This window comes from Gammaproteobacteria bacterium, assembly GCA_028817255.1.
Lineage (GTDB): Bacteria > Pseudomonadota > Gammaproteobacteria > Porifericomitales > Porifericomitaceae > Porifericomes > Porifericomes azotivorans.
Window position 1 is genome coordinate 7,496 of record JAPPQA010000012.1, and the last position, 19,623, is coordinate 27,118.

At 65.5% G+C, this 19,623-nt stretch carries 19 protein-coding genes; 11 read left to right on the forward strand and 8 right to left on the reverse strand.

Features of this window, described 5'->3' with window-relative positions; translation table 11 throughout:
• Positions 1–258 precede the first annotated feature (258 nt).
• The 7 genes from OXU43_00480 to OXU43_00510 are packed head-to-tail and all read right to left on the reverse strand — an operon-like array spanning position 259 to position 6,860.
• A complete protein-coding gene (locus OXU43_00480; protein ID MDD9823654.1) occupies positions 259–768 on the reverse strand; it encodes a L,D-transpeptidase in 510 nt (169 codons plus the stop codon).
• 4 nt (positions 769–772) lie between these two features.
• Positions 773–2,323, reverse strand: coding sequence for an ABC transporter substrate-binding protein (locus OXU43_00485; GenBank protein MDD9823655.1), 1,551 nt, complete (start codon positions 2,321–2,323; stop codon positions 773–775).
• Positions 2,298–3,083: a 3'-5' exonuclease gene (locus OXU43_00490; GenBank protein MDD9823656.1), complete on the reverse strand. Its 786-nt coding sequence runs from the start codon at positions 3,081–3,083 to the stop codon at positions 2,298–2,300. The genes OXU43_00485 and OXU43_00490 overlap by 26 nt, the downstream gene beginning before the upstream one ends.
• Before the next feature lie 18 nt (positions 3,084–3,101).
• Positions 3,102–4,004, reverse strand: coding sequence for a cysteine synthase CysM (gene cysM, locus OXU43_00495; protein MDD9823657.1), 903 nt, complete (start codon positions 4,002–4,004; stop codon positions 3,102–3,104).
• Positions 4,005–4,033: 29 nt separating this feature from the next.
• Entirely contained in the window at positions 4,034–4,552 is a 519-nt protein-coding gene (rimI, locus tag OXU43_00500; GenBank protein ID MDD9823658.1) for a ribosomal protein S18-alanine N-acetyltransferase, read from the reverse strand.
• Positions 4,553–4,572: 20 nt separating this feature from the next.
• A complete protein-coding gene (locus OXU43_00505; protein MDD9823659.1) occupies positions 4,573–5,313 on the reverse strand; it encodes a uracil-DNA glycosylase in 741 nt (246 codons plus the stop codon).
• A complete protein-coding gene (locus tag OXU43_00510) occupies positions 5,310–6,860 on the reverse strand; it encodes a 2-isopropylmalate synthase (GenBank protein MDD9823660.1) in 1,551 nt (516 codons plus the stop codon). Before OXU43_00510 ends, OXU43_00505 begins: the two co-directional genes overlap by 4 nt.
• 390 nt (positions 6,861–7,250) lie before the next feature.
• On the opposite strand from OXU43_00510, the gene nfi reads away from it, so the two are divergent.
• Positions 7,251–7,931, forward strand: coding sequence for a deoxyribonuclease V (gene nfi / locus OXU43_00515; GenBank protein ID MDD9823661.1), 681 nt, complete (start codon positions 7,251–7,253; stop codon positions 7,929–7,931).
• 26 nt (positions 7,932–7,957) lie between these two features.
• Here nfi and OXU43_00520 read toward each other — a convergent pair whose 3' ends face one another.
• On the reverse strand, positions 7,958–8,707 hold the full coding sequence (locus OXU43_00520; protein MDD9823662.1) for a zinc ribbon domain-containing protein: 750 nt from the start codon (positions 8,705–8,707) through the stop codon (positions 7,958–7,960).
• A gap of 260 nt (positions 8,708–8,967) precedes the next feature.
• Here OXU43_00520 and OXU43_00525 point away from each other — a divergent pair, with 260 nt between their 5' ends.
• The 10 genes from OXU43_00525 to OXU43_00570 all read left to right on the forward strand — a co-directional run bounded on the left by OXU43_00525 (position 8,968) and on the right by OXU43_00570 (position 19,553).
• Positions 8,968–9,780: a carboxypeptidase regulatory-like domain-containing protein gene (locus OXU43_00525; GenBank protein ID MDD9823663.1), complete on the forward strand. Its 813-nt coding sequence runs from the start codon at positions 8,968–8,970 to the stop codon at positions 9,778–9,780.
• A gap of 56 nt (positions 9,781–9,836) precedes the next feature.
• A complete protein-coding gene (locus tag OXU43_00530) occupies positions 9,837–10,985 on the forward strand; it encodes a metallophosphoesterase (GenBank protein ID MDD9823664.1) in 1,149 nt (382 codons plus the stop codon).
• Positions 10,986–10,998: 13 nt separating this feature from the next.
• Positions 10,999–11,457, forward strand: coding sequence for a hypothetical protein (locus tag OXU43_00535; GenBank protein MDD9823665.1), 459 nt, complete (start codon positions 10,999–11,001; stop codon positions 11,455–11,457).
• A 229-nt stretch (positions 11,458–11,686) separates the two neighbouring features.
• Positions 11,687–13,126 carry a cbb3-type cytochrome c oxidase subunit I gene (locus OXU43_00540; protein MDD9823666.1) on the forward strand — a complete coding sequence of 480 codons (1,440 nt, stop codon included), beginning with the start codon at positions 11,687–11,689 and terminating at the stop codon, positions 13,124–13,126.
• Positions 13,126–14,868, forward strand: a complete 1,743-nt coding sequence (locus OXU43_00545; protein MDD9823667.1) for a cbb3-type cytochrome c oxidase subunit II — start codon at positions 13,126–13,128, stop codon at positions 14,866–14,868. The genes OXU43_00540 and OXU43_00545 overlap by 1 nt, the downstream gene beginning before the upstream one ends.
• Positions 14,869–14,872: 4 nt before the next feature.
• The gene (locus OXU43_00550) at positions 14,873–15,034 is read left to right on the forward strand and encodes a cbb3-type cytochrome oxidase assembly protein (GenBank protein ID MDD9823668.1); all 162 of its coding nucleotides are present in this window, start codon (positions 14,873–14,875) and stop codon (positions 15,032–15,034) included.
• The gene (locus OXU43_00555) at positions 15,027–15,266 is read left to right on the forward strand and encodes a hypothetical protein (protein ID MDD9823669.1); all 240 of its coding nucleotides are present in this window, start codon (positions 15,027–15,029) and stop codon (positions 15,264–15,266) included. Before OXU43_00550 ends, OXU43_00555 begins: the two co-directional genes overlap by 8 nt.
• A 261-nt stretch (positions 15,267–15,527) precedes the next feature.
• On the forward strand, positions 15,528–16,265 hold the full coding sequence (locus OXU43_00560; GenBank protein MDD9823670.1) for a sulfite exporter TauE/SafE family protein: 738 nt from the start codon (positions 15,528–15,530) through the stop codon (positions 16,263–16,265).
• Positions 16,255–18,360, forward strand: a complete 2,106-nt coding sequence (locus OXU43_00565) for a heavy metal translocating P-type ATPase (protein MDD9823671.1) — start codon at positions 16,255–16,257, stop codon at positions 18,358–18,360. The genes OXU43_00560 and OXU43_00565 overlap by 11 nt, the downstream gene beginning before the upstream one ends.
• The gene (locus OXU43_00570) at positions 18,360–19,553 is read left to right on the forward strand and encodes a cyanophycinase (GenBank protein MDD9823672.1); all 1,194 of its coding nucleotides are present in this window, start codon (positions 18,360–18,362) and stop codon (positions 19,551–19,553) included. Before OXU43_00565 ends, OXU43_00570 begins: the two co-directional genes overlap by 1 nt.
• The last annotated feature ends 70 nt before the right edge of the window (positions 19,554–19,623 follow it).

Here is a 19,623-nt window from a genome sequence, read left to right on the forward strand (position 1 = left end):
CCTTATCGTCTGCCGCGCCCGCGTCCCGGAGCGCGTCCAACAGTTCCATGTTCGCTTGTGTCATGTTCTGATCCTCCGTGTCATAGCCTACCTTCCGTGGTTACCCGGCGATTATACCCGCATCACGGCAGGAAAACGACCGCGGCGCGGCCTCGGGGCAGGCTTTGCCTCTCAGGCGTTGCCGTCGTCCGGCGGCGCCCGCGGGCGCAGTTCGCGCAGCGCGAAGCGGCCCCTGGCGCGGCAGGCGCCCGCCGCGCGCTACTGTTCGCGGATCCGCACCGGCGTGCCCACCGTCACGGCCGCGTACAGCGCCAGCAGGTCGGCGTTGCGCATGCGGATGCAGCCGCGCGAGCCCGGTACGCCCATGGCGGCGCCGTCCGGCGCGCCGTGGATGTAAATCATGCGCCGGTAGGTGTCCACGTCCCCGTCCCGGTTGAATCCGGTCTCCATGCCCGCCAGCCGCAGGATGCGGGTCAGGATCCAGTCCCGCCCCGGGTGCTGGCGCCCCAACTCCGCGCTGTAGATCTCGCCGGTGGGCTCGCGTCCCACAAACACGGCGTTGGGCGGGCAGCCGTCGCCGATCTTCTGGACGATCTCGTGCCTGCCGCGGGGCGTGCGCTCGCTGTCGCACCGTTCGCCGGCGCCCTTCACGGAGGTGGAGACGGGATATTCCGCGATCACCCTGTCCCGTTCGCGCAGCAGCAGCCGCTGCCGGTCCAGAAAGATCTCGACCGCGGACCCGGTCCCCGTCTCCGCGCCTTGCTTCATCGCTTCATCGCCGATCTGCGCGCGGTTCCCGGCGCACCGACGCCAGGCCGTCGTAACTGCCGTCGCGGTCCAGCCGGTAGCCGGCGATCTCGCTGCGCCGGACCAGGATGTGGGACTCGTACCACAGGGGCACGTAGGGCAACCGTTCGTGCAGTCGTTCTTGCAGCCGGCGGTAGAGCGGCAGTTGTTCGGCGGCGCGCTGCGAGCGCTCGGCCTGCTCGATCAGCGCATCCACGCGCGGGTCGTTCAGGCGGCCGCGGTTGGCGCCCGCCGGCGGCATGGAGTCGCTGTGGAAGGCGTAGCGGTAGAAGTCGGGCATCTTGAGCCCCACCCAGGAAAGGCTGTACAACTGGAAGCGCCCCGCCGTGATGTCGCCGTAGAAACTGCCCCAGTCGTGGGGCAGGATGCGCACTTCGATCCCCACCTGCGCCAATTGGTGCTGGATCGCCGTGGCCAGCCGGATGCGGAAGGGGTCGCTGGAGGTTTTGTACACCAGTTTCGGGGGCCGCGCCGCGGAATATCCCGCCTCCCGGACCAGGCGCCGCGCCCGCTCCGGGTCGTAGCGGTATTCGGGCAGCAGGGGATGCGCCAGCCAGTGATCGGCGGGCATGGCCGTGCTGGCCTTGCGCGCCTCGCCGTGCATAAGGTGGCGCACAATGGCGTCGCGATCGATGGCGTGGGCGATCGCCTGGCGGATGCGGGCGGCGCCGGCCACCGGGTCCTCCAGGTTGAAGCCCAGGTAGGTAAAGACGTTCCCCGGCGCGCTCTCGCTGTGCAGGTCCTGCTGTCGTTGCAACCAGGGGCGCAGGGAGTAGGGCATGTTGCCTTGCAGCAGGTCCAGCTCGCGGCGCGCCAGCTTCAATGCCCGCACCACCGGTTCCCGCACCGGCACCAGCTCGATCCGCTGGCCGTCCGCCACCCGCAACAGCGATACCCCGCCTTCTTCCGTGCGCGCCACAAAGCGCAGGGGGCCGCTGCCCACCGGGCGTTCGTGGAAGGGATGATCGTCGGCCAGCAGCGCCCGCGGCAGGATCCCCACCGTGAGCAAACCGGGGAAAAAAGGCTCCTCGCGGGAGAGGAAGAAATCAATTCGGTCGGCGTCTGGCGCCTCGATGCGCTCGATGGCGGACAGGGTGCCTGCCAGGGGCGAGCGGCCGCGCCGTTCCCGGATGGAGTCGTAGGTGGCCTTGACGTCGCCCGCGACCAGGCGGGTGCCGTCGTGGAAGCGCCGCCCCTCGCCCTGGCGCAGGGCGAAGCGGTAGTGTCGGGGACCCAGGCGGCGCCAGTCCGCCAGCGCCGGCACCACCCGGTATGTTTCGTCGAAGTCCACCAGCGAGCGGTACAGCAGGCGGCAGATGCGGTAGGAGATGGCGTCGCTGGCCTGGCGCGGGTCCAGCGTGGTCGGCGGCAGGGGCAGGCCGAAGCGGATCGTTTCCCCGTCGGGAGGCGCGGAGCAGCCGGCCGGCGCCAGCAGCGCGAATAGAAGACAGAGGCAGGAGAGGGCGCCTTGATTCCGCCCGGCCCCGGTGTTACTCGGGCGCGGGCCAGTTTTCACGGAACCGCCGCAGGTGCTCCCCGTCGCTTTCTTTCAGCAGCTTCCGCACCCGCTTGATTTCCTCCTCGTAACGCCGGTCGGACAGCAGGCCGCGCATGAGGTCGTAGCGCAGGTAGATCAGGTAGGTCAGCAGCGCGTCAATCTCGCAATACTGCCGGATCGCGTCCATGTCGCCCTCCAGGTAGCGTCGCCAGATCTCGTCGCCCTGCAGTCCGTACTTGCCGGGCAGCCCCAGCAGCCGCGCCGTCTCTTCCAGGGTGGCGCTGGCGCGCAGCTGGTGGCCCGCCAGCATATCCATCAGGTCCGTGTGGCGCCCGTGGTAGCGGTTGCGGTAGTTGTTCCAGCGGAAATCGTTGTGCAGGCGCCCGGTGTCCCAGTAGGTCGGCGCGCTGACTCCGTGCCGCAGGCAGCGGTAGTGCAGCACGGGCAGGTCGAAGCCGTGCCCGTTCCAGGAGACCAGGTCGGGCTTGAACTGTTCAATGCCTTCAAAGAAACGCAGCAGCAATTCCCGCTCCGGCGTCTCCGGTTCGCCGATGGACCACAGCCGCAGTCGGTCGCGGTTGCGCAGCACCATCGAGATCGCGATCACCCGGTGCAGGGGGTGGCTCAGGAAATCGCTGCCGCCGCGGCTCTGCTGGCGGCGCTGGCTGAAGAGGATCTCCGCGACGTCCGAGTCGGGCGCGTCCTCCAGACCGTGGAGCCGCCGGCCCAATTCCACATCGGGGATGGTCTCGATATCGAAGGCGAGTACGTCGCGCAATGGAGGTCTCCGGGCGCCCTAAGCTTGCCGGCGCGAAAACAGGCCGGTAGAGAGATAGCGGTCGCCGCGGTCGCAGACGATTGCCACGATTAAGGCGTCTTGCAGCGTTTTCGCCAGCTCCAGGGCGGCATGGACGCAGCCGCCGGAGGAGATCCCGGCGAAGATGCCTTCTTCCGCCCCCAGACGCAGGGTCATCGCCTCCGATTCCTCGCGGCTTACCTGAAGCAGGCGATCCACCCGCGCGGGGTCGTAGATTTTCGGCAGGTATTCCCTGGGCCAGCAGCGGATGCCGGGGATGCAACTGCCCGCTTTGGGTTGTACGCCGACGATGGCGATCCCGGGGTCCTGCTCTTTCAAGTAGCGTCCCGCGCCCATGATGGTCCCGGTCGTGCCCATGGAACTCACGAAGTGCGTCACCCTGCCGCCCGTGTCGCGCCAAATCTCCGGGCCGGTGCCCTCGTAATGCGCCCGCGGATTGTCCGGGTTGGCGAACTGGTCCAGCAGCCGCCCTTCCCCCCGCGCCGCCATTTCCCGGGCCCGGTCAATGGCCGCTTCCATGCTGCCTGCCTCGGGGGTCAGCACGATCTCGGCGCCGAATGCCTGCATCGCGGCGCGGCGTTCCAGGCTCATGTTTTCCGGCATCACCAGTTTCATCCGGTAGCCCCGCATGGCCGCCGCCATGGCCAGGGCGATGCCGGTGTTGCCGCTGGTAGGTTCGACCAGGGCGTCGCCGGGGCGGATCTCGCCGCGCCGCTCCGCCCCCCGGAGCATGCCGATCGCGGGCCGGTCCTTGACCGAGCCGGCGGGGTTCTGTCCCTCCATCTTGACCAGGACCGTGCTTTGCAGCCCCTTGGTTAGCCGGCACAGCCGCACCAGCGGCGTATTGCCGATCAAGTCCTCCGATACCTGGAATTGCGGCAGGGCGGCGCGGCTTTTGGCCCCGGGGGCGCTCACAGCGGCACTGCCGGCGGCTTACGGAAGCGGGGCAGGGAAGAGTCGCGCCGCAACTCCCGCGACAATTCCAGCGCGTCCTCGCGGTTGCCGTTTGCCGCCGGGTAATAATTTTCCCGCAGGCGCACCGCGCGGAACCCGGCGCTGCGGTACAGGCCGAGGGCGGCCGTGTTCGAGAGCCGGGTCTCGAGAATAATCCGGCAGGCGCGCCGGCTGGCGGCGACGGACAGCAGGTTCAGCAGCATGGTGCGCCCCAGGCCGCCGCGCCGCACCGCGAGGCGGATGCACAGATTCAAGACATGCGCCTCGTTGCCCGTTACCGCCATGATGCCGTAGCCGTCCAGCTGCCCCCGGCATTCCATGAGCCAGCAACAGTATCCCGCCTGCAGGCAGGAGAGGAAGTTTTTCCGCGTCCACGGGAAGCGGTAGGAGTCCCGCTCGATTTCCAGCACTCGTTCCAGGTCGTCCTCGGTCATGAGGCGGAAACGGTGAACGAGGGCCTCGGCGATCGCGCTCATATCGCGCTCATGGGTTGCGTTCAAACCTCCTTGCAGATCTGCACCGCGAACAGCAGGTCCTGCCATGCCTTGCGCTTTTCGTGCGGGGCGCGCAACAGATAGGCGGGATGGTAAGTCACTACCACGGGGATCCCAAGCCCGGGCAACTCGTGCCGCTGGCCGCGCAGGCGCCCGATGGGCGTATCGCTTTGCAACAGCGCCTGCGCGGCCACCCGGCCCATCGCCAGCACGATGCGCGGGGCGACCAGGCGGATCTGACGCTCCAGGTACGGCATGCACTGCGCCTTTTCCTCCGGGCGCGGGTCGCGGTTTCGGGGCGGCCTGCACTTGAGGATGTTGGCGATATAGACCTCCTCGCGGCGCAGATCTATGGCCGCCAGCATGGCGTTCAGCAGCTTCCCGGCGCGGCCGACGAAAGGCTCGCCCTGGCGGTCCTCCTCGGCCCCGGGCGCCTCGCCGACGACCAACCAGTCGGCGGCGGCGGCGCCGACGCCGAACACGGTCTGCGTCCGCCCTTCGTGCAGCGGGCAGCGGCGGCACTGCGCCACCTCCTTGCCCAGGGCGGCCAGCGCGGCGGCCGCCTTCGCATTAGTCGCGGCCCCCGTCGCAGGTCTTGTCGCGGGCCTTGCCTCTGTCGCCGGCGCGGCGGCGGCCGCTTCCCCTGGCCCCGCCGCCGCCCCGCGTCCGCCGTCCCGGCGCAAGCGCCATACCCGGATGCCCATCTCCGCCAGGCACCGCTTCTGCATCGCCGACAGGTTCATACCGATGCTGCCGCCTGCGGGTGGATGCGGATGGCGCCGTCCAGGATCTTGTTCAAGGCGTTGATGTACGCCTTGGCGGAGGCGACCACGATGTCCGTATCCGCCCCATGGCCGTTCACGATCCGCCCGTCTTTGGAGAGCCGGACGGTTACCTCGCCCTGCGCGTCGGTGCCGGTGGTGATGTTGTTGACCGAGTACAGCTGCAGGTCGCAGCCCGACTCGACGATGCCCTCCACCGCCTTCAAAGTGGCGTCCACCGCGCCGCTGCCCCGCGCCGTCATCTTGCGCTCCGTTCCGTCCACGCGCAGGGTCACCGACGCTGTCGGCGTCTCGCCGATCTCCAGTTGCGCGCGCAGCTGCAACAGCCGGATGCGCTCCATCGAAGTCCTTTGGATCGCATCCGATACCAGCGCCTGCAAGTCCTCGTCGTAGATCTCGTGCTTGCGGTCGGCGAGCTGCTTGAAGCGGGTAAAGACCGTGTTCAAGTCCTCTTCGGAGTCCAGGTCCAGCCCCAATTCCACCAGCCGGGCGCGGAGCGCGTTTCTGCCGGAATGCTTCCCCAGCACGATGCGGCTGGTGCCGAAGCCCACGTCCTCCGGGCGGAGGATCTCGTAAGTGCCGCGGTGCTTGAGTACGCCGTCCTGATGGATGCCCGCCTCGTGGGCGAAGGCATTCGCCCCCACGATCGCCTTGTTGGGCTGCACCGGGAAGCCGGTTACGTTGGACACCAGCCGCGAGCAATGGACGATCTGCGTGGCGTCTATGCCGCTGTCGCAGGCGAACACGTCGCGCCGGGTGCGCACCGTCATGACCACTTCTTCCAGCGCCGCGTTGCCCGCTCGTTCGCCCAGGCCGTTGACGGTGCACTCTACCTGGCGCGCGCCGTGCAGCACGGCGGCGAGGGAGTTGGCCACGGCCAGCCCCAGGTCGTTGTGGCAATGCACCGAGAACACCGCCTGGTCGGCGTTCGGGACCCGTTCCCGCAGCTTCCCGATCAGCGCCCCGAACTGGTGCGGCAGGTTGTAGCCCACCGTGTCCGGGATGTTGACGGTGCGGGCGCCGGCAGCGATGACCGCCTCCACCACTTGGCACAGAAAATCGAAGTCGGAGCGCCCGGCATCCTCGGGGGAGAACTCCACGTCGTCGGTGTGCTGCCGGGCCAGCCGCACGGCTTGCACGGCCCGCTCCAACACCTGCTCCGGCGTCATCTGCAGTTTGACCCGCATGTGCAGGGGAGAGGTGGCGATGAAGGTATGGATGCGCGAACGGGCGGCCCCTTGCAGCGTTTCCGCCGCCACTTCCAGGTCTTTTTCCACCGCCCTGGCCAGGGCGCAGACCGTGCTGTTTTTCACGCTCCCGGCGATGGCCCGCACCGCCTCGGCATCGCCGGGGCTGGCCACGGGAAACCCCGCCTCGATCACGTCCACCCGCATATGCTCCAGCGCCTTGGCGATCTGCAACTTCTCCTCGCGGGTCATGGAGGCGCCCGGGCTCTGCTCTCCGTCCCGCAGCGTAGTGTCGAATACGATCAGTCTGTCCTCGTTCAAGTTCCTTCTCCCAACTTCGTTCTCCGGAGACTCGTTTTCCGGAGAGCGTCCGGGGCCTTCGCCCCGGGGCGATAGTTTACTGCCCCGCCCGGCGCCCGGCGCGCGCGGGCGCCCTCAAGCCATTCCGGGGGCCATGCCCGGCGGGGTGCGTAAAGATTATGTGTGGAATCGGGTTGCCCTGTCAGGGCAACAGCAGGGGCGGGAACGGCCAGACCTGGACGCGGTCTGCCGTCCGCAACGACAACAAAAGACATGCGCGAGTAGCGTACATACCCTCTACTATACCCACTCCCCGCGCCCAACGCAACGATTCCCGGCAGCGGTCGCGCCGACGCGAGACCGGCCGGTTCCCATCGGTCGCGGGCTGTGCTACATAAGCCGGAGCCGGCCATGGCATCCCTTCGCGCGAAAGCCCCGAACCTGGCGCAGGCCAGGCGGCTGCAACGGGAGTTGCGCGCCGCGGTCCGCACCGACGACGACTTCGGCCCGGTGCGCGCCGTGGCCGGGACCGACGTGGGCTTCGCCGACGGCGGCAGCACCGCCCGCGGCGCCGTCGTGTTGCTGTCTTTCCCCGGGCTCGAGATCCTGGAGCGGGCTCTGGTCGCGCGCCCGGTGGATTTCCCCTACATCCCGGGCTACCTCTCCTTCCGCGAGTTGCCGGTGCTGCTGGACGCCCTGGCCCGGCTGCGCCGCGCCCCGGACCTGGTGCTCTGCGACGGCCAGGGCCTCGCCCATCCGCGGCGCTTCGGCATCGCCTGCCACCTCGGCGTCGCTACCGGCCTGCCGAGCGTCGGCGTCGCCAAATCCCGGCTGGTCGGCAGTTACCGCGAACCGGCCAGGGCCAAAGGCAGCGCCAGCCCGTTGCTGCACGACGGCGAACGCATCGGCACCGTGTTGCGCAGCCGCGCCGGCGTCAGCCCCCTGTTCGTATCCGGCGGTCACCGGGTGTCGCTGGCCGCCGCCGAGCGCTACACCCTGGCCTGCTGTACCCGCTACCGCCTCCCGGAGACCACCCGCGCCGCCCACCGGCTGGCCTCCGGCTGGCGCCGCCCCGGGCATGGCGCCTCGTAGCGCCCCGTAGTGCCCTGAACGCCCGCTCAGCCGCGCAGCAGCCGGAACTGCTCGAACAGTACCAGCGCGCCCCAGACCAGCGCCGCGATCATGATTGCCGAGCCCACCCAATGGGCCGCCAGGGCAATTTCGCGACAGTGAAACAGCAAGCCCGTTTCCGTCAGCAGGTACTCCCAGTCGTGGGCCCCGTAGGGCGAGGTATGGCCGTAGTTGCCGCCCAGCAGGGGCAGGTCGCCGTGGATGGCGTCGTTGATGTACGGGGTCATGTCCACGAAGCTTTGGCCGAGCCACCAGCCGCACATGGCCGCGCCGAAGGTATTGCTGTGCTTCAGCAGAAACACGCCCAGGCAGATCGCCGGCATGAGCAATTGGCCCAGGCTGCCGCCCGCCGAGGCGATGAAATCGTTGCCCAGTATGGCGAAAATGGTGTGGCCCGCCTCGTGAAAGGGCAGGTGCACAAGGTGCATGAAAAGCTCGGTTCCCGTCCTGTCCTCAATGGGCGTGGCCATCATGCGCAGCCCCTCGAAGGCCAGGAACGCGAGCAGCGCCGCCCGGCAGAAAACGAAGCCGGCGATTTGCTGTCCGCTGCCGGGGAACAGAAGGATATCCTTTATGCCGGCCGTCGCGTTTTCGTCGAACTCGACCGGTTCTTCGCTCTCTATGCTGGCCTTTTTCTGGGCGCGGCGCTTCTGGTAGTACTCGTGAAATTTGATGCCGCACTGTTGGCAGGTCGGCCTGTAGCCGATCCGCTCGAACTGGCATCGGGGGCATTGCATGAGGATTGCGCGTCGCGTTTCGTCGTCGGGATGCAGGCGCTAGTGTACATAGCCGCCGCCGTCCGGCCAAGGCCGTGTATGGGGCTTTCAGTGTCCGGGCGGGGTCTCTCTACGTGTACATCCGCGGGGGCATCTGTACAGGCATCTAAGGGGGTTGAAAAAGGGGGGGGTTGACAAGCGGGGAGTACTGCCTTCTAATGGCAGGCATGGGCTGAGAGGTTGTTGCTTTGTTCTCGCTTAGGAGGTCATGCGAGGAGGTCATGATGAGACATCGCTTCTACACCTTTGACACTTTGAATACCTTTGCATGCGCCCGGCGGGCTCCCGTCGGCGAGGCGCATTCCCCTTCTTTGGTCTTAAGTCGTTGTCAGGCGCCGGTTTTGCGCGTTGCCGCAACGGCTTTGCTGTTTGTCGCCGGCGCGGCGAATGCCTATAAGGAAGTGGATGTGGCGGGAGGCGGCTCGATTCAGGGCAAGGTCGTGTTTAACGGCACGGTTCCGATGAAGACGATCATCCCGACCAAGGATGCCGAGATCTGCGGCGCGAAGCGCAAGGAACCGCAGATTCTGGTCACCGAAGACAAGAGCGTGCGGCAGGCCGTGGTTTATCTCAAGGGCGTCAAGGAGGGGAAAGCCTGGGGCGATGCCACCGCCAAGCCGGTGTTGGATCAGAAGGCTTGCCGCTTCGAGCCGAAGGTCCAGATTATGCCGCGGGGCGATATTGATATCGTCAACTCGGACCCGGTGTTGCACAACACGCATGGCTACTATGGCCGGCGCACGGCGTTTAACCTGGCCTTGCCGAACGAAGGTCAAACCATCACCAGACAGCTGAAAAAGCCCGGCATCGTCAAGGTGGATTGCGATGCCCACGGCTGGATGCTGGCCCATATTTACGTCGCCGACAATCCCTATTACGCCCTCAGCGGCGAGGACGGCACGTTCAATATCACCGATGTTCCGCCGGGCGACTATACCCTGGTCGTCTGGCAACGTTTGACGGGAGCGACCGAGACCGCCGTGAAGGTGGAAGCCGAGCAAGCGGCCGAGGTCGTCGTGGAGTTGAAGAAGTAAGCGGCAGGCCTCCTCTTGGAGGTCATGCGGAAAGAATAGTTAGGAGGTATTTCGTCATGAGCGAGTTGGATGATGTTCGTCGCACGATGCATCGGGAGTTGAACGCTCCAGGCAAGCGCCCCGATGCAACCACCCGGATTACCCGCCGGACTTTTCTGCGAAGGTCTATAGTCGGCGGCACTGCCGTGGGCGCCGCGGCCTACGGCTGGTTCCCGCTGATCAACACGATAGATGTCGCTTCGGCGGCGGTGTCCGAGCCGTTTCGCTTCGCCTGGATCTCCGATACCCATCTTTATCCGGCCGATGTGAACACGCGGTTCGTTGACAAAACGAAGCGCGCGATCGAAGAGGTGCAGGCCATGAATCCGCCGGTGGATTTCATGATCTTCGGCGGCGATCTGGCGCAACGCGGCGACCCGGTGGAGTTGGAACTGGGCAAGCAGCTGCTGAAGGAGTTGAAGGTCGAGCAGCTGTTCATTCCCGGCGAGCATGACTGGTACCTGGACCTGGGCAAGAAGTGGGAGAAGGATTTCGGCAAGTCGCCCTGGAAGAAGGACCACAAGGGCGTGCGCCTGATCGGTCTCAACACCGTCGGCCAGGCGCCGGATTACTGGTCGGTCAAGAAGATGAGCCCGAAGGAGCGCATGGCTCACATGGAGGTGCTGGACGGTACCGTGGCCGGCCCCTGGTCCGGACTGGGACCCAAGCAGTTGCAGTGGTTGCAGAAAGCCGTCTCCGACTGGCCGAAGGGCGATCCGATGATCCTGTTCACCCATAATCCGCTCTACGAGTACTATCCGCCGTGGAACTTCTGGGTGCGGGACTGGCGCGAGGTGCACGAGATCCTCGACGGCTACACCAACGTTACCAATATCCACGGTCACGTTCACCAGGTGCTGTACAACGAGATCGGCAGCATGCGCTCGATCGGCATGTTGGCGACCTCCTGGCCGTGGCCTTACGCGCCGGAGGGCGTGCCCGCGCTGACCAAGCCCATGCTCCGGGTCGATCCCGGCGATCACTTCGACGGCGTCGGCTGGTCTCTGATCGGCATGGATACCAACGGCAAGGCGGCCAACACCTACAAGATGTGGCGCAAGGCGGAGCATATCTTTGCCGAGGCGACGGCCGATTCCGGAACCGGCGACAATGACAATCAGATCTTGAGTCGGCGCATCGCTGACAAGATGTGGCCTTACAAGTAAGGAGGGGCGAGCGATGAAAAGCAAACACAAATCTTACTTGCTTTCGGTTCTGAGCGGTGCGCTGGCATTGGGTCTGGTCATGAGCGCCAATGTCGTGATGGCTCACAAGGAAAAGCACACGACCGAGCAGTTGCAGGCTTTTGAAGAGGAGTTCATGGCGCAAGTGCGGCTCGGCGATCTGCTCTGGCACGGCGACGCGGCTTCCCAGAAGGAGTTGGGGGTCAACCTGTCCAACTCGGGGGCGGCCTGTGCGATGTGCCACCCGGATACTGCCGATGCGCATCCGCAGGGCTATCCGAAGTTTCAGGAGCAGATGGGCGAGTTCGCGACGTTCCGCGACATGGTCAACTGGTGCATCGAAAAGCCTCAAGAGGGCGAGAAGATCGATCCGGACGGCCCGGCCATGAAGGCGTTGGAAGCCTACGCCTATTGGGCCAACCGCGGCTCCAAGCTCGAACCGGGGCGGCACTGAGGGGGTGTCGCTGACTCTGCCGGGCGGGCGCTTCTTTTGAAGGGGGCGCTCGCTCTGTAGGGAGCGGACGACAGGTAAGAACTCTGGGGGGGCATCTTCGGAAGCCCTCCGTGTTCGGCGGTCTGTCGGCCCGGTCGGTTGAGAAGATGGTTCCAGGCGTCGTGAGGCGGCGCAGGAAGTCTTCAGCGATGCGAACGACGATAAGCAAGAACGAGGCAGGCATGGGGAGATGGCAAGCACAGCAGAAAGCATAGCGGGCGGTAGCGGCAGCAGCATCAACTACGATGAGATCACCGACTACAAGCTAATTCGGCAGTGGCTGTTATGGGGCGTCGTCTGGCTGATGTTCGCCCCTTCGGTCGGGATCACCATCTCGACCATGTTCAATTTCCCGGAATACCTGGGCCAGAATGAATACCTCACTTTTGGCCGCTTGCGCCCCATGCATGTCAACGGGGTGATATTCGGGGCATTCTCGACCTTGTTCGTGGGCCTGGTGTTCTACCTGTTGCCGCGCCTGACCGGCACCGCGGTTTACAAGGCGCACTGGGGTTACCCGCTGTTGTGGCTGTGGAACGCCGCGCTGGTGGTCGGCATGATCTCGCTTCTGCTGGGATACAACCAGGGCCTGGAGGCTGGCGAGTTGCCGTTGATCCCGGACATCATGTTCTTCACGGCGGTCGCGATCATGACCTTCCAGGTCATCATGACGGTCGCCAAGCGGGTGATCCGGCCGATGTACGTCGCGCTGTGGTACCTGGTGGCGGCGCTGGTCTGGACCGTCGCCAACTTGCTGCTCGGCTTCGTGATCCCCTATGCCATTCCCGGCATTAACAACGCCGCCTTTCACGGGCTGTTTCTGCACTACATCGTCGGGCTGTGGATTACGCCGGCCGGTTACGTGCTGATCTATTATTTCCTGCCGGCCAGCGTCAAGAATCCCGTTTACAGCCATAAGCTGTCCATGATCGGGTTCTGGTCGCTGGCGGTGTTCTATCCCTTCGTTGGGTTGCACCATTACCTGTACAGCCCCTTCGCCGACTGGGCCGAGACCCTGGCGATCATCACTTCGATGCTGTTGATTATCCCGGTGTGGACGGTTTTGCAGAATTTCTTCGGCACGATGATCGGGCGCTGGAACAATTTCGGTCAGAATCTGTGCGCCAAATTTATGATCATGGGTTCGATCATGTACCTGTTGGGGTGTTTCCAGGGTTCGACCGAGGCCCTGCGTTCGATCCAGGAGCCGACTCACTTTACCGATTTCGTGATCAGTCACTCGCATCTTACCGTCTTCGGCACCTTTGTGGTCTGGGCCATTGGCGGACTGGTGTACGTCTGGCCGCGCCTGTGCGGCAGGCCGCTGTGGTCGTTCAACCTGGCCAACTGGTCCTTCTGGCTGATCACCTGCGGCATTTCCCTGATGGGTATCGGGCTGTCGGCGCAGGGGATAGAGCAGGGCTACATGCTGATGGCCGGCGCGGAGTGGGTGGATACGGTGGTCGCGATGAAGCCCTACTGGCTGGTGCGCACGATCGCGGGCGCCCTGATGGATATCGGCATCTCGTTGCTGGCCTATAACTTGATGCGCACGGCGCTGTCGGCGGCGCCCAGTACTCGCGCCGAGCCGGCGGCCGGGGTTGCCGCGCCGGCCCAAGGTTCCGCGTAATGAGCAGTACGCGCATCATCTCTCTGGGCGCGGGGGTGGCCTGTATTTCGGCGGCTACTTTGGTGCAGGGGATATTGCCGGCCGTGGTGCCGCAGTCCTGGGATACCAAGGTGACTCGGGTGGTGCGCACGGACATCGGCGAACTCAAGTGGATGGTCAGCGACGCCACCGATTACACGCCGGAACAGGCCGACGGTCGCAAGACTTACATCGCCGAGGGTTGCTGGTACTGCCATTCCCAGTTCGTGCGTCCGATAGCGGGAGAGAGTCGGCGCTGGGGGCCCGTTGCCCAGGCTGGCGAATACGCCTTTGACCTGCCGCATATGTTCTCGACCCGGCGTATCGGCCCGGACTTGTCTCGGGTTGGCCTGAAGTACGGCGATGACTGGCACCTGGCCCATTTTTGGGACCCGCGCATGGTGGTGGCGGACTCGATCATGCCGCGATTTACTCAGTTTTTCGAAGGCCCTTACGGCCCGGCCCGGGTCGTTGAAGACGGCGAAGGCAACAGGACCGTGGAACAGACTTCGGAAACCGAAAAGCTGTTCGACTTCTCTTCCTCGCAGCAGATCCTGCTGACCCCGAACCCGGAGGGGCTCGTCTTCGTCCGGGAGCGGGGCAAGTACCCGGTCCTGCATACGCCTAATGACGAATACGACGGCAAGACGGTGGAATTGGTCGCCAGTACCGAGCGGTTGGACAATCTGATCGCCTACCTGCAGAAGCTGGGCACCAACCGGGGCAAGTGGCGCGAGTTGTTTTTCCCGCATCGGCTGGAAATCAACGAGATGACGATTCCGCAATCGCAGGAGTTGATTGACCACGGCCAGGAGGTGTACCGGCGCCGTTGCGAAGGTTGTCACAGCGCCTCCGGCGACGGCAACGGCCTGGCGGCAACCTTCCTCGAGGTGCGTCCGCGCAATTTTCAGTACGGCCTGTTCAAGTTCCGCGTCACCCCGACCGGTTCTTTGCCCACTGACGGCGATTTGATGCGAACCCTGAACCGCGGCGTGCGCGGCACGGCGATGCCGTCATTCCACATGCTGTCCAACAAGGATCGCATGGCGGCGATTCAGTACATCAAGTACAAGCTGTCCGTGGACCGTAGCGATCCCGACAATCTCTACGCCTACTTTGCGGAAGAACGGCCGGAGCAGCCCTTTTACCTGGGGCATCCGCCGGACGCCTCGGCCGAGATCGTGGCGCAGGGCAAGGAGGCTTGGCAAAACGCCAAGTGTTGGGAATGCCACGGCGACACGGGCAAGGGCGACGGCGAGAAGGCGGACCAGATGGAAGACGACTTCGGCTTTTGGATCCCGCCGGCCAACCTGACCAAGGGATTGTTCAAGTCCGGCGCCGGCGTCAAGGACATCTACCGCACCATCACCACCGGCATTAACGGTACGCCCATGCCTTCCTATGCCGATTCCATCTCCGAAGAGGAGCGTTGGGCGTTGTCCTATTACGTGCTTACGCTGTCGTCGTTCAAAGATCCCCTGACCGGAGAATCGTTGCAGATCGCGGACCCCGACCGTCAGGCGCTGAACGATCCCGAGCTGACCGCCCCGGAATCCAGCATGGCCTATCAGACCACCGTGCGCTTTAAGGATGGCCAAGCCGTGACCGGCGGCGTAGCCGCGGACAAGACCCGCTACGCCGGCGAAGCCTGGGCCAACAAAAAGGGTTTTGAGTTCATTGAGCCCAAAGGCAAGGCGGCAAAATTGCAGGATCGGGTAAAATAGGCCCATGCTCGGACTGACCGCATGGCAATTCCTGGTTGCTTTTTTCATGAGCCTGGGGGCTGTGTTTATCTTCATCTGGGCGGTGATGTCGGGTCAGTTCAACAATATCGAAGATATCAAACATCAGGTACTGGAAGCGGAAGCGGAAAACGACGATCATGAATGAGCAAATAGACACTCGGGACGAGTGGGCCGAAAAGCCCCCTGGCAACCTGTCCGGCAATTCCCACGAAGACGCACTGGAAAAGACGGGCACTGTGGCTGCTCGCCATGGCAAGATCAACGGCTGGCTGTGGGTCGTGCATGTGATCATGCTGGTCTGGGCGGCGTACTACGCCATTGAGTACTGGGCATTGCCTGGCCACAACGAGTTGGGGCCGGGTCTGGGCGATTATTGAGCGTCCATTCTAGGAGGAACGACTAATGTGGGGTTTCAAAGTGGTCATGGGATTGGCCATCGTAAATCTGGTTTTTTTGTTCTCCGAGGTCGCTTTCAACGTTCTCGGCGTGATGTTTGGTCTCAACTAGGGGAGGACCGATGCCATCGGTAGCGCTTATCAGCTTGATCGTTTCCTTGGCCATGTTCGTGGGTTTCGGGCTGTGGATGATCTGGCTGCATTTTCGGTAGGCGTGGCCTTACCCAAGGTCTTACCCCATAGGTGTGGCCTTACCTGTTGATCGGTCTTGCCGGCTTTGCCGGCAGTTTTCACTGTCTGGGGATGTGTAGTGGCTTTGCCTGCGCACTGGGCCGGGATCGACGCGGGCATGCCGCCACCCTTGGGCGCCACCTGATCTATAACGCCGGCAGGGTCTGCAGCTACTGTTTCCTCGGCGCCCTGGCCGGTTCCCTGGGCGCTGCCCTGATCCTGCATGCGGCCGACAACCCGGTGATAACCGCTCAGCGCCTGCTGGCGTTGATCTCCGGCGCGCTGATGATCTTTATCGGTTTGCAACACTTGGGGTATCTCAAGCGCAAACCCGCCGGCCTGCCCGGTCTGGGCGGCCAGTTTTTCGCGCAGGCCCTGCGCGAGGTGCTGAAAGCGCCCGGTCCTGCCGCGCCGTTGGCATTTGGAGTATTCAACGGCTTTTTGCCTTGCCCCCTGGTGTATGCCTTTGCCGCCCAGGCGGCGGCCAGCGGCGGCCCCTTGCCCGGTCTGCTGATCATGGCTGCCTTCGGGTTGGGCACCTTTCCCGCCATGCTGCTGGCCGGCGGCGCCGGCGCCGCCCGGCTGGGTTTTAACTGGCGCTTGCGGGGCGTGCGCATCGCCGGTCTGTTCATCGTCGTCTTCGGCTTGATCACGCTGGTGCGCGGCGCCGTGCCGGGCGGCGGGCACAGTCACTCCGTCTCGGCTCCGGAGCTGACCTGGCACGCAAGTCCAGCTGCCCATGGGGTGTAGCCACTGCCACCTGCCGGTGCGCAGGGACGGCCAGCAACGGGAGATTGACGGCGAAACCTACCGATTCTGCTGCTATGGCTGTTGCCTGGCCTTCCAGGTCGGTCGCGGCCAGGGGGAGGAATCCGAGGCCGCCTGGTTGCTGGTGCGACTTGGGGTGGGAGCGTTCCTGGCCATGTTCATTATGCTGTTCAGCCTGCTGCTGTACTCTAATACTTTCAGTCCGGAGGAGGGCCGGCTGGTGCGGATCGTTCACGTCCTGCTTTGGGCGCTGGCGACGCCGGTGTTGATCATTCTGGGCCAGCCTTTCCTGTACGGCGCCTGGCAGGCCGTGCGGCAGGGCTGCGCGAACGCCGATATTCTGGTCATTATCGGCGCGTCGTCGGCCTACGTTTATTCCGCCTGGCAGGTCGTCGCCGGCGCCGATGCGGTCTATTTCGACACCGTGAGCATGGTGCTGGTGTTATTCACCGTGGGACGCTACCTGGAGGCGGCCGGTCGCGCCCGGGCGGCGCGCAGCCTGGCCCCTATGTTGGCCCCGGAACGGGCGCGGGCGACTGTCGTCGTTGACGGCGGAGACCGGGAACAGGCGGTACGGGATATCCGGCCCGGGGCCGTGGTGCGGGTGCGTCCCGGCGAGCGGTTGCCGGTGGACGGCGTCGTGTTGGAGGGGTGCTCGCACTGTGACGAGGCAGTGCTCAGCGGTCAGCACGATCCCCGCGCCAAGCGGCCTGAGAGCCCGGTGTATGCCGGCAGCGTCAATGGCGCCGGTCAGCTGTTGGTGCGCGCCACGGCAGTCGGCGCCGACACCCGCTGGGGTCAGATCGGCCGTTACGTGAGCCAGGCATTGGACCGCAAGAGCCTGGTCGGCGAGATCGTCGATCGTGCCGCGACCGTGTTCGTGCCCCTGGTGATCCTGCTGGCCCTGGCGACCTTGTTCTATTGGCACCAGGGCAGCTTCGAGCGCGGCCTGCTGGCTGCCCTGGCGGTGCTGGTGGTGGCCTGTCCCTGCGCGTTGGGGTTGGCGGCGCCGCTGGTGACCGCGATCGGCCTGGGGCAGGCCGCGCAACGGGGCATACTGCTCCGCGGTGGCGGCGTGCTGGAGCGCCTGGCCGGCATCCAGGTGGTCGCCTTTGACAAGACCGGGACCTTGACCGGCGGCGCCGTTTGTCTGCGCCAGTGCCTGGCGGTCGGCGCTTCGCGGCAGGAGTTGCTGCGCCGCGCCGCGGGTTTGGCGCAGGGCTCGGAGCATCCGCTGGCCGCGGGTATCCGGCATGCGGCCGAAGCCATGCGGCTGCAACCGTTGCCGCACCGGGATATCCAGGCCCGGCCCGGCCAGGGTGTAGTCGGCCGTTATGAGGGCGATGCCGCGGCGATGGGGTCGGCAGCCTTGATGCAGGCGCTGGGCTGGGCTGTTCCGGCACGGCTCAGGGAGCAGGGCATGACCGCCCTGCATGCCGATACGCCGGTCTATGTCGCCTGGCAAGGCGCAGTGCGGGGCCGGTTGGGATTGACGGACACGCTTTCGGCCAGCGCCGAGCCGACGGTGGCGGCACTGGGGCGCGGCGGATTGGTCACTGGCTTGCTGAGCGGGGATACCGAAGCGGCCGTCAGGTGCGTGGCGGAAGCGGTCGGCATCGAAACCTGGCGGTGCGCGCTCTCGCCCGAAGACAAGGTCGCCGCGTTGCGGGATTGGACGCGGCGGCACGGCCCCGCCGCGATGGTCGGCGACGGCATGAACGACGGCCCTGTGCTGGCGGCGGCGAGCGTTGGCATCGCGGTGGGCGGTGCGACCGACCTGGCGCGGGAGACGGCGGAGGTCGTCTTGCCGGAAGGCGCGCTGGAGCAACTGCCCTGGCTGCTGCGGCTCGCCCGCCTGGCGCGCCGGACGATCTACGCCAACATCGCCTGGGCCCTGGGCTACAACGTCGTGGCGCTGTCCCTGGCGGCGAGCGGACTGTTGTTGCCGATCTTCGCCGCGGCCCTGATGGCGGGTTCCAGCCTCCTGGTCGTGGTCAGATCGCTGCAGCTCGGGCGCATGAGCGAAGTGCCGCCATCCGCCGCGGGTGTAGGGTACGCCGGTATATCTTCCGCATAATGCGTACGCTGAAAAGCTGCCCCGCCTTGTTGTCGGGCATTTTGTTGGCGGTCGCGTGCGCTGCTTCCAGGGCCGCCGAACCGGGCGCCATCGTGCTGGTCGGCGGTGTCCTGCGCTATGACAACCGGCTCGCCTGGCAACGCATCGTCGCGCTGGCCGGCGGTCCGGGCGCCCGGTTCGCGGTATTTCCCACTGCCACCGGCCGCCCGCGAATCTACGGCGGTTTCGCCGTGCGGGCGCTGCGTGACCACGGCGCCTCGGCGGCGTTAATCCCGATTTCGCCCAAGGCGGAGGCCATCGGGGTTGATTACCGCCGGGCCGTGCGCGACGAAACCTTGCTGGCCAGGGTCAGGAGCGCCGACGGCATTTTTTTCACTGGCGGCGCACCGCAATACATTGCCCGGACGCTCTATGAACCTGGCGGCGCGGCGACCCCCATGCTGGAGGCAATCCGTGAAGTGCATGCCGGTGGCGGCGTGATCGCCGGCGCCAACGTCGGCCGGTTTGTCCTTGCCACCGGCATCGGTGCCGCCACGGCGTTGCGCGACGGGCTGTCGGACCAGGCGCTGCACCCCGGTCTTGGCTTGCTGCCCGGACACTGGTTTATTGACCAGCATTACTTCACGCATGGACGATTCGCCGCGAGCCTGGAGGCCATGCGCAAGCTGGCGATAAAACGGGGTATCGGCGTAGGCGCCAACACCGCGCTGGTTATCACGGGCGGCAGGCGGGCCGAGGTGATCAGCGCCGGCCGCGCGATGCTCGTTGACCTCTCCCGGGCGCGGTTCCATGACAGCGGCCAGCCTTTCAGCCTCAGGAAAGGCCGGCTCAGTTACCTGGCCAAGGGCGACAGCTTCGATCTGCACACCTTGCGGGTCAATCCGTACGATTCCCAGGCGGAAGGCTTTGCCGTCGCTTCCGCCGCCGCCGACCGCTCGTCTTCGTCTGTGCAGCCCTCGTCCGTCGTTGATGTCTTCGCCCCCGCGGCGCTGAACGGACTTATCTTCAGTGTCGTCGCGGGCGAGCGGCGGCAGGGTGTGGGGCTGGCTTTCGCCGGGAGTCCTGTCGCATTCCGATTTCTGTTTTATGCCGGACGGGACAGTTTCGCCTGGGTCAGCGGCGCCAACGATTACACGGCAACCAACGTTTATCTGGACGTGACGCCGCTCGACGGGCCGGCGGTCGGGCAGTAGCGGAAATCCCGTCCAAGTATCTTCCGGGCCGCTTCCGGGCCGTTTCAGGACCGTTTCAGGGCACGACCCG

Excerpts from the sequence above, each read along its gene's own strand:
- OXU43_00480 (MDD9823654.1), bottom strand. The coding sequence starts at position 768 with ATGAAGCAAGGCGCGGAGACGGGGACCGGGTCCGCGGTCGAGATCTTT.
- rimI (MDD9823658.1), bottom strand. The coding sequence starts at position 4,552 with ATGAGCGCGATCGCCGAGGCCCTCGTTCACCGTTTCCGCCTCATGACC.
- OXU43_00505 (MDD9823659.1), bottom strand. The coding sequence starts at position 5,313 with ATGAACCTGTCGGCGATGCAGAAGCGGTGCCTGGCGGAGATGGGCATC.
- nfi (MDD9823661.1), top strand. The coding sequence starts at position 7,251 with ATGGCATCCCTTCGCGCGAAAGCCCCGAACCTGGCGCAGGCCAGGCGG.
- OXU43_00520 (MDD9823662.1), bottom strand. The coding sequence starts at position 8,707 with ATGCAATGCCCCCGATGCCAGTTCGAGCGGATCGGCTACAGGCCGACC.
- OXU43_00525 (MDD9823663.1), top strand. The coding sequence starts at position 8,968 with ATGATGAGACATCGCTTCTACACCTTTGACACTTTGAATACCTTTGCA.
- OXU43_00530 (MDD9823664.1), top strand. The coding sequence starts at position 9,837 with ATGAGCGAGTTGGATGATGTTCGTCGCACGATGCATCGGGAGTTGAAC.
- OXU43_00535 (MDD9823665.1), top strand. The coding sequence starts at position 10,999 with ATGAAAAGCAAACACAAATCTTACTTGCTTTCGGTTCTGAGCGGTGCG.
- OXU43_00540 (MDD9823666.1), top strand. The coding sequence starts at position 11,687 with ATGGCAAGCACAGCAGAAAGCATAGCGGGCGGTAGCGGCAGCAGCATC.
- OXU43_00545 (MDD9823667.1), top strand. The coding sequence starts at position 13,126 with ATGAGCAGTACGCGCATCATCTCTCTGGGCGCGGGGGTGGCCTGTATT.
- OXU43_00550 (MDD9823668.1), top strand. The coding sequence starts at position 14,873 with ATGCTCGGACTGACCGCATGGCAATTCCTGGTTGCTTTTTTCATGAGC.
- OXU43_00555 (MDD9823669.1), top strand. The coding sequence starts at position 15,027 with ATGAATGAGCAAATAGACACTCGGGACGAGTGGGCCGAAAAGCCCCCT.
- OXU43_00565 (MDD9823671.1), top strand. The coding sequence starts at position 16,255 with ATGGGGTGTAGCCACTGCCACCTGCCGGTGCGCAGGGACGGCCAGCAA.
- OXU43_00570 (MDD9823672.1), top strand. The coding sequence starts at position 18,360 with ATGCGTACGCTGAAAAGCTGCCCCGCCTTGTTGTCGGGCATTTTGTTG.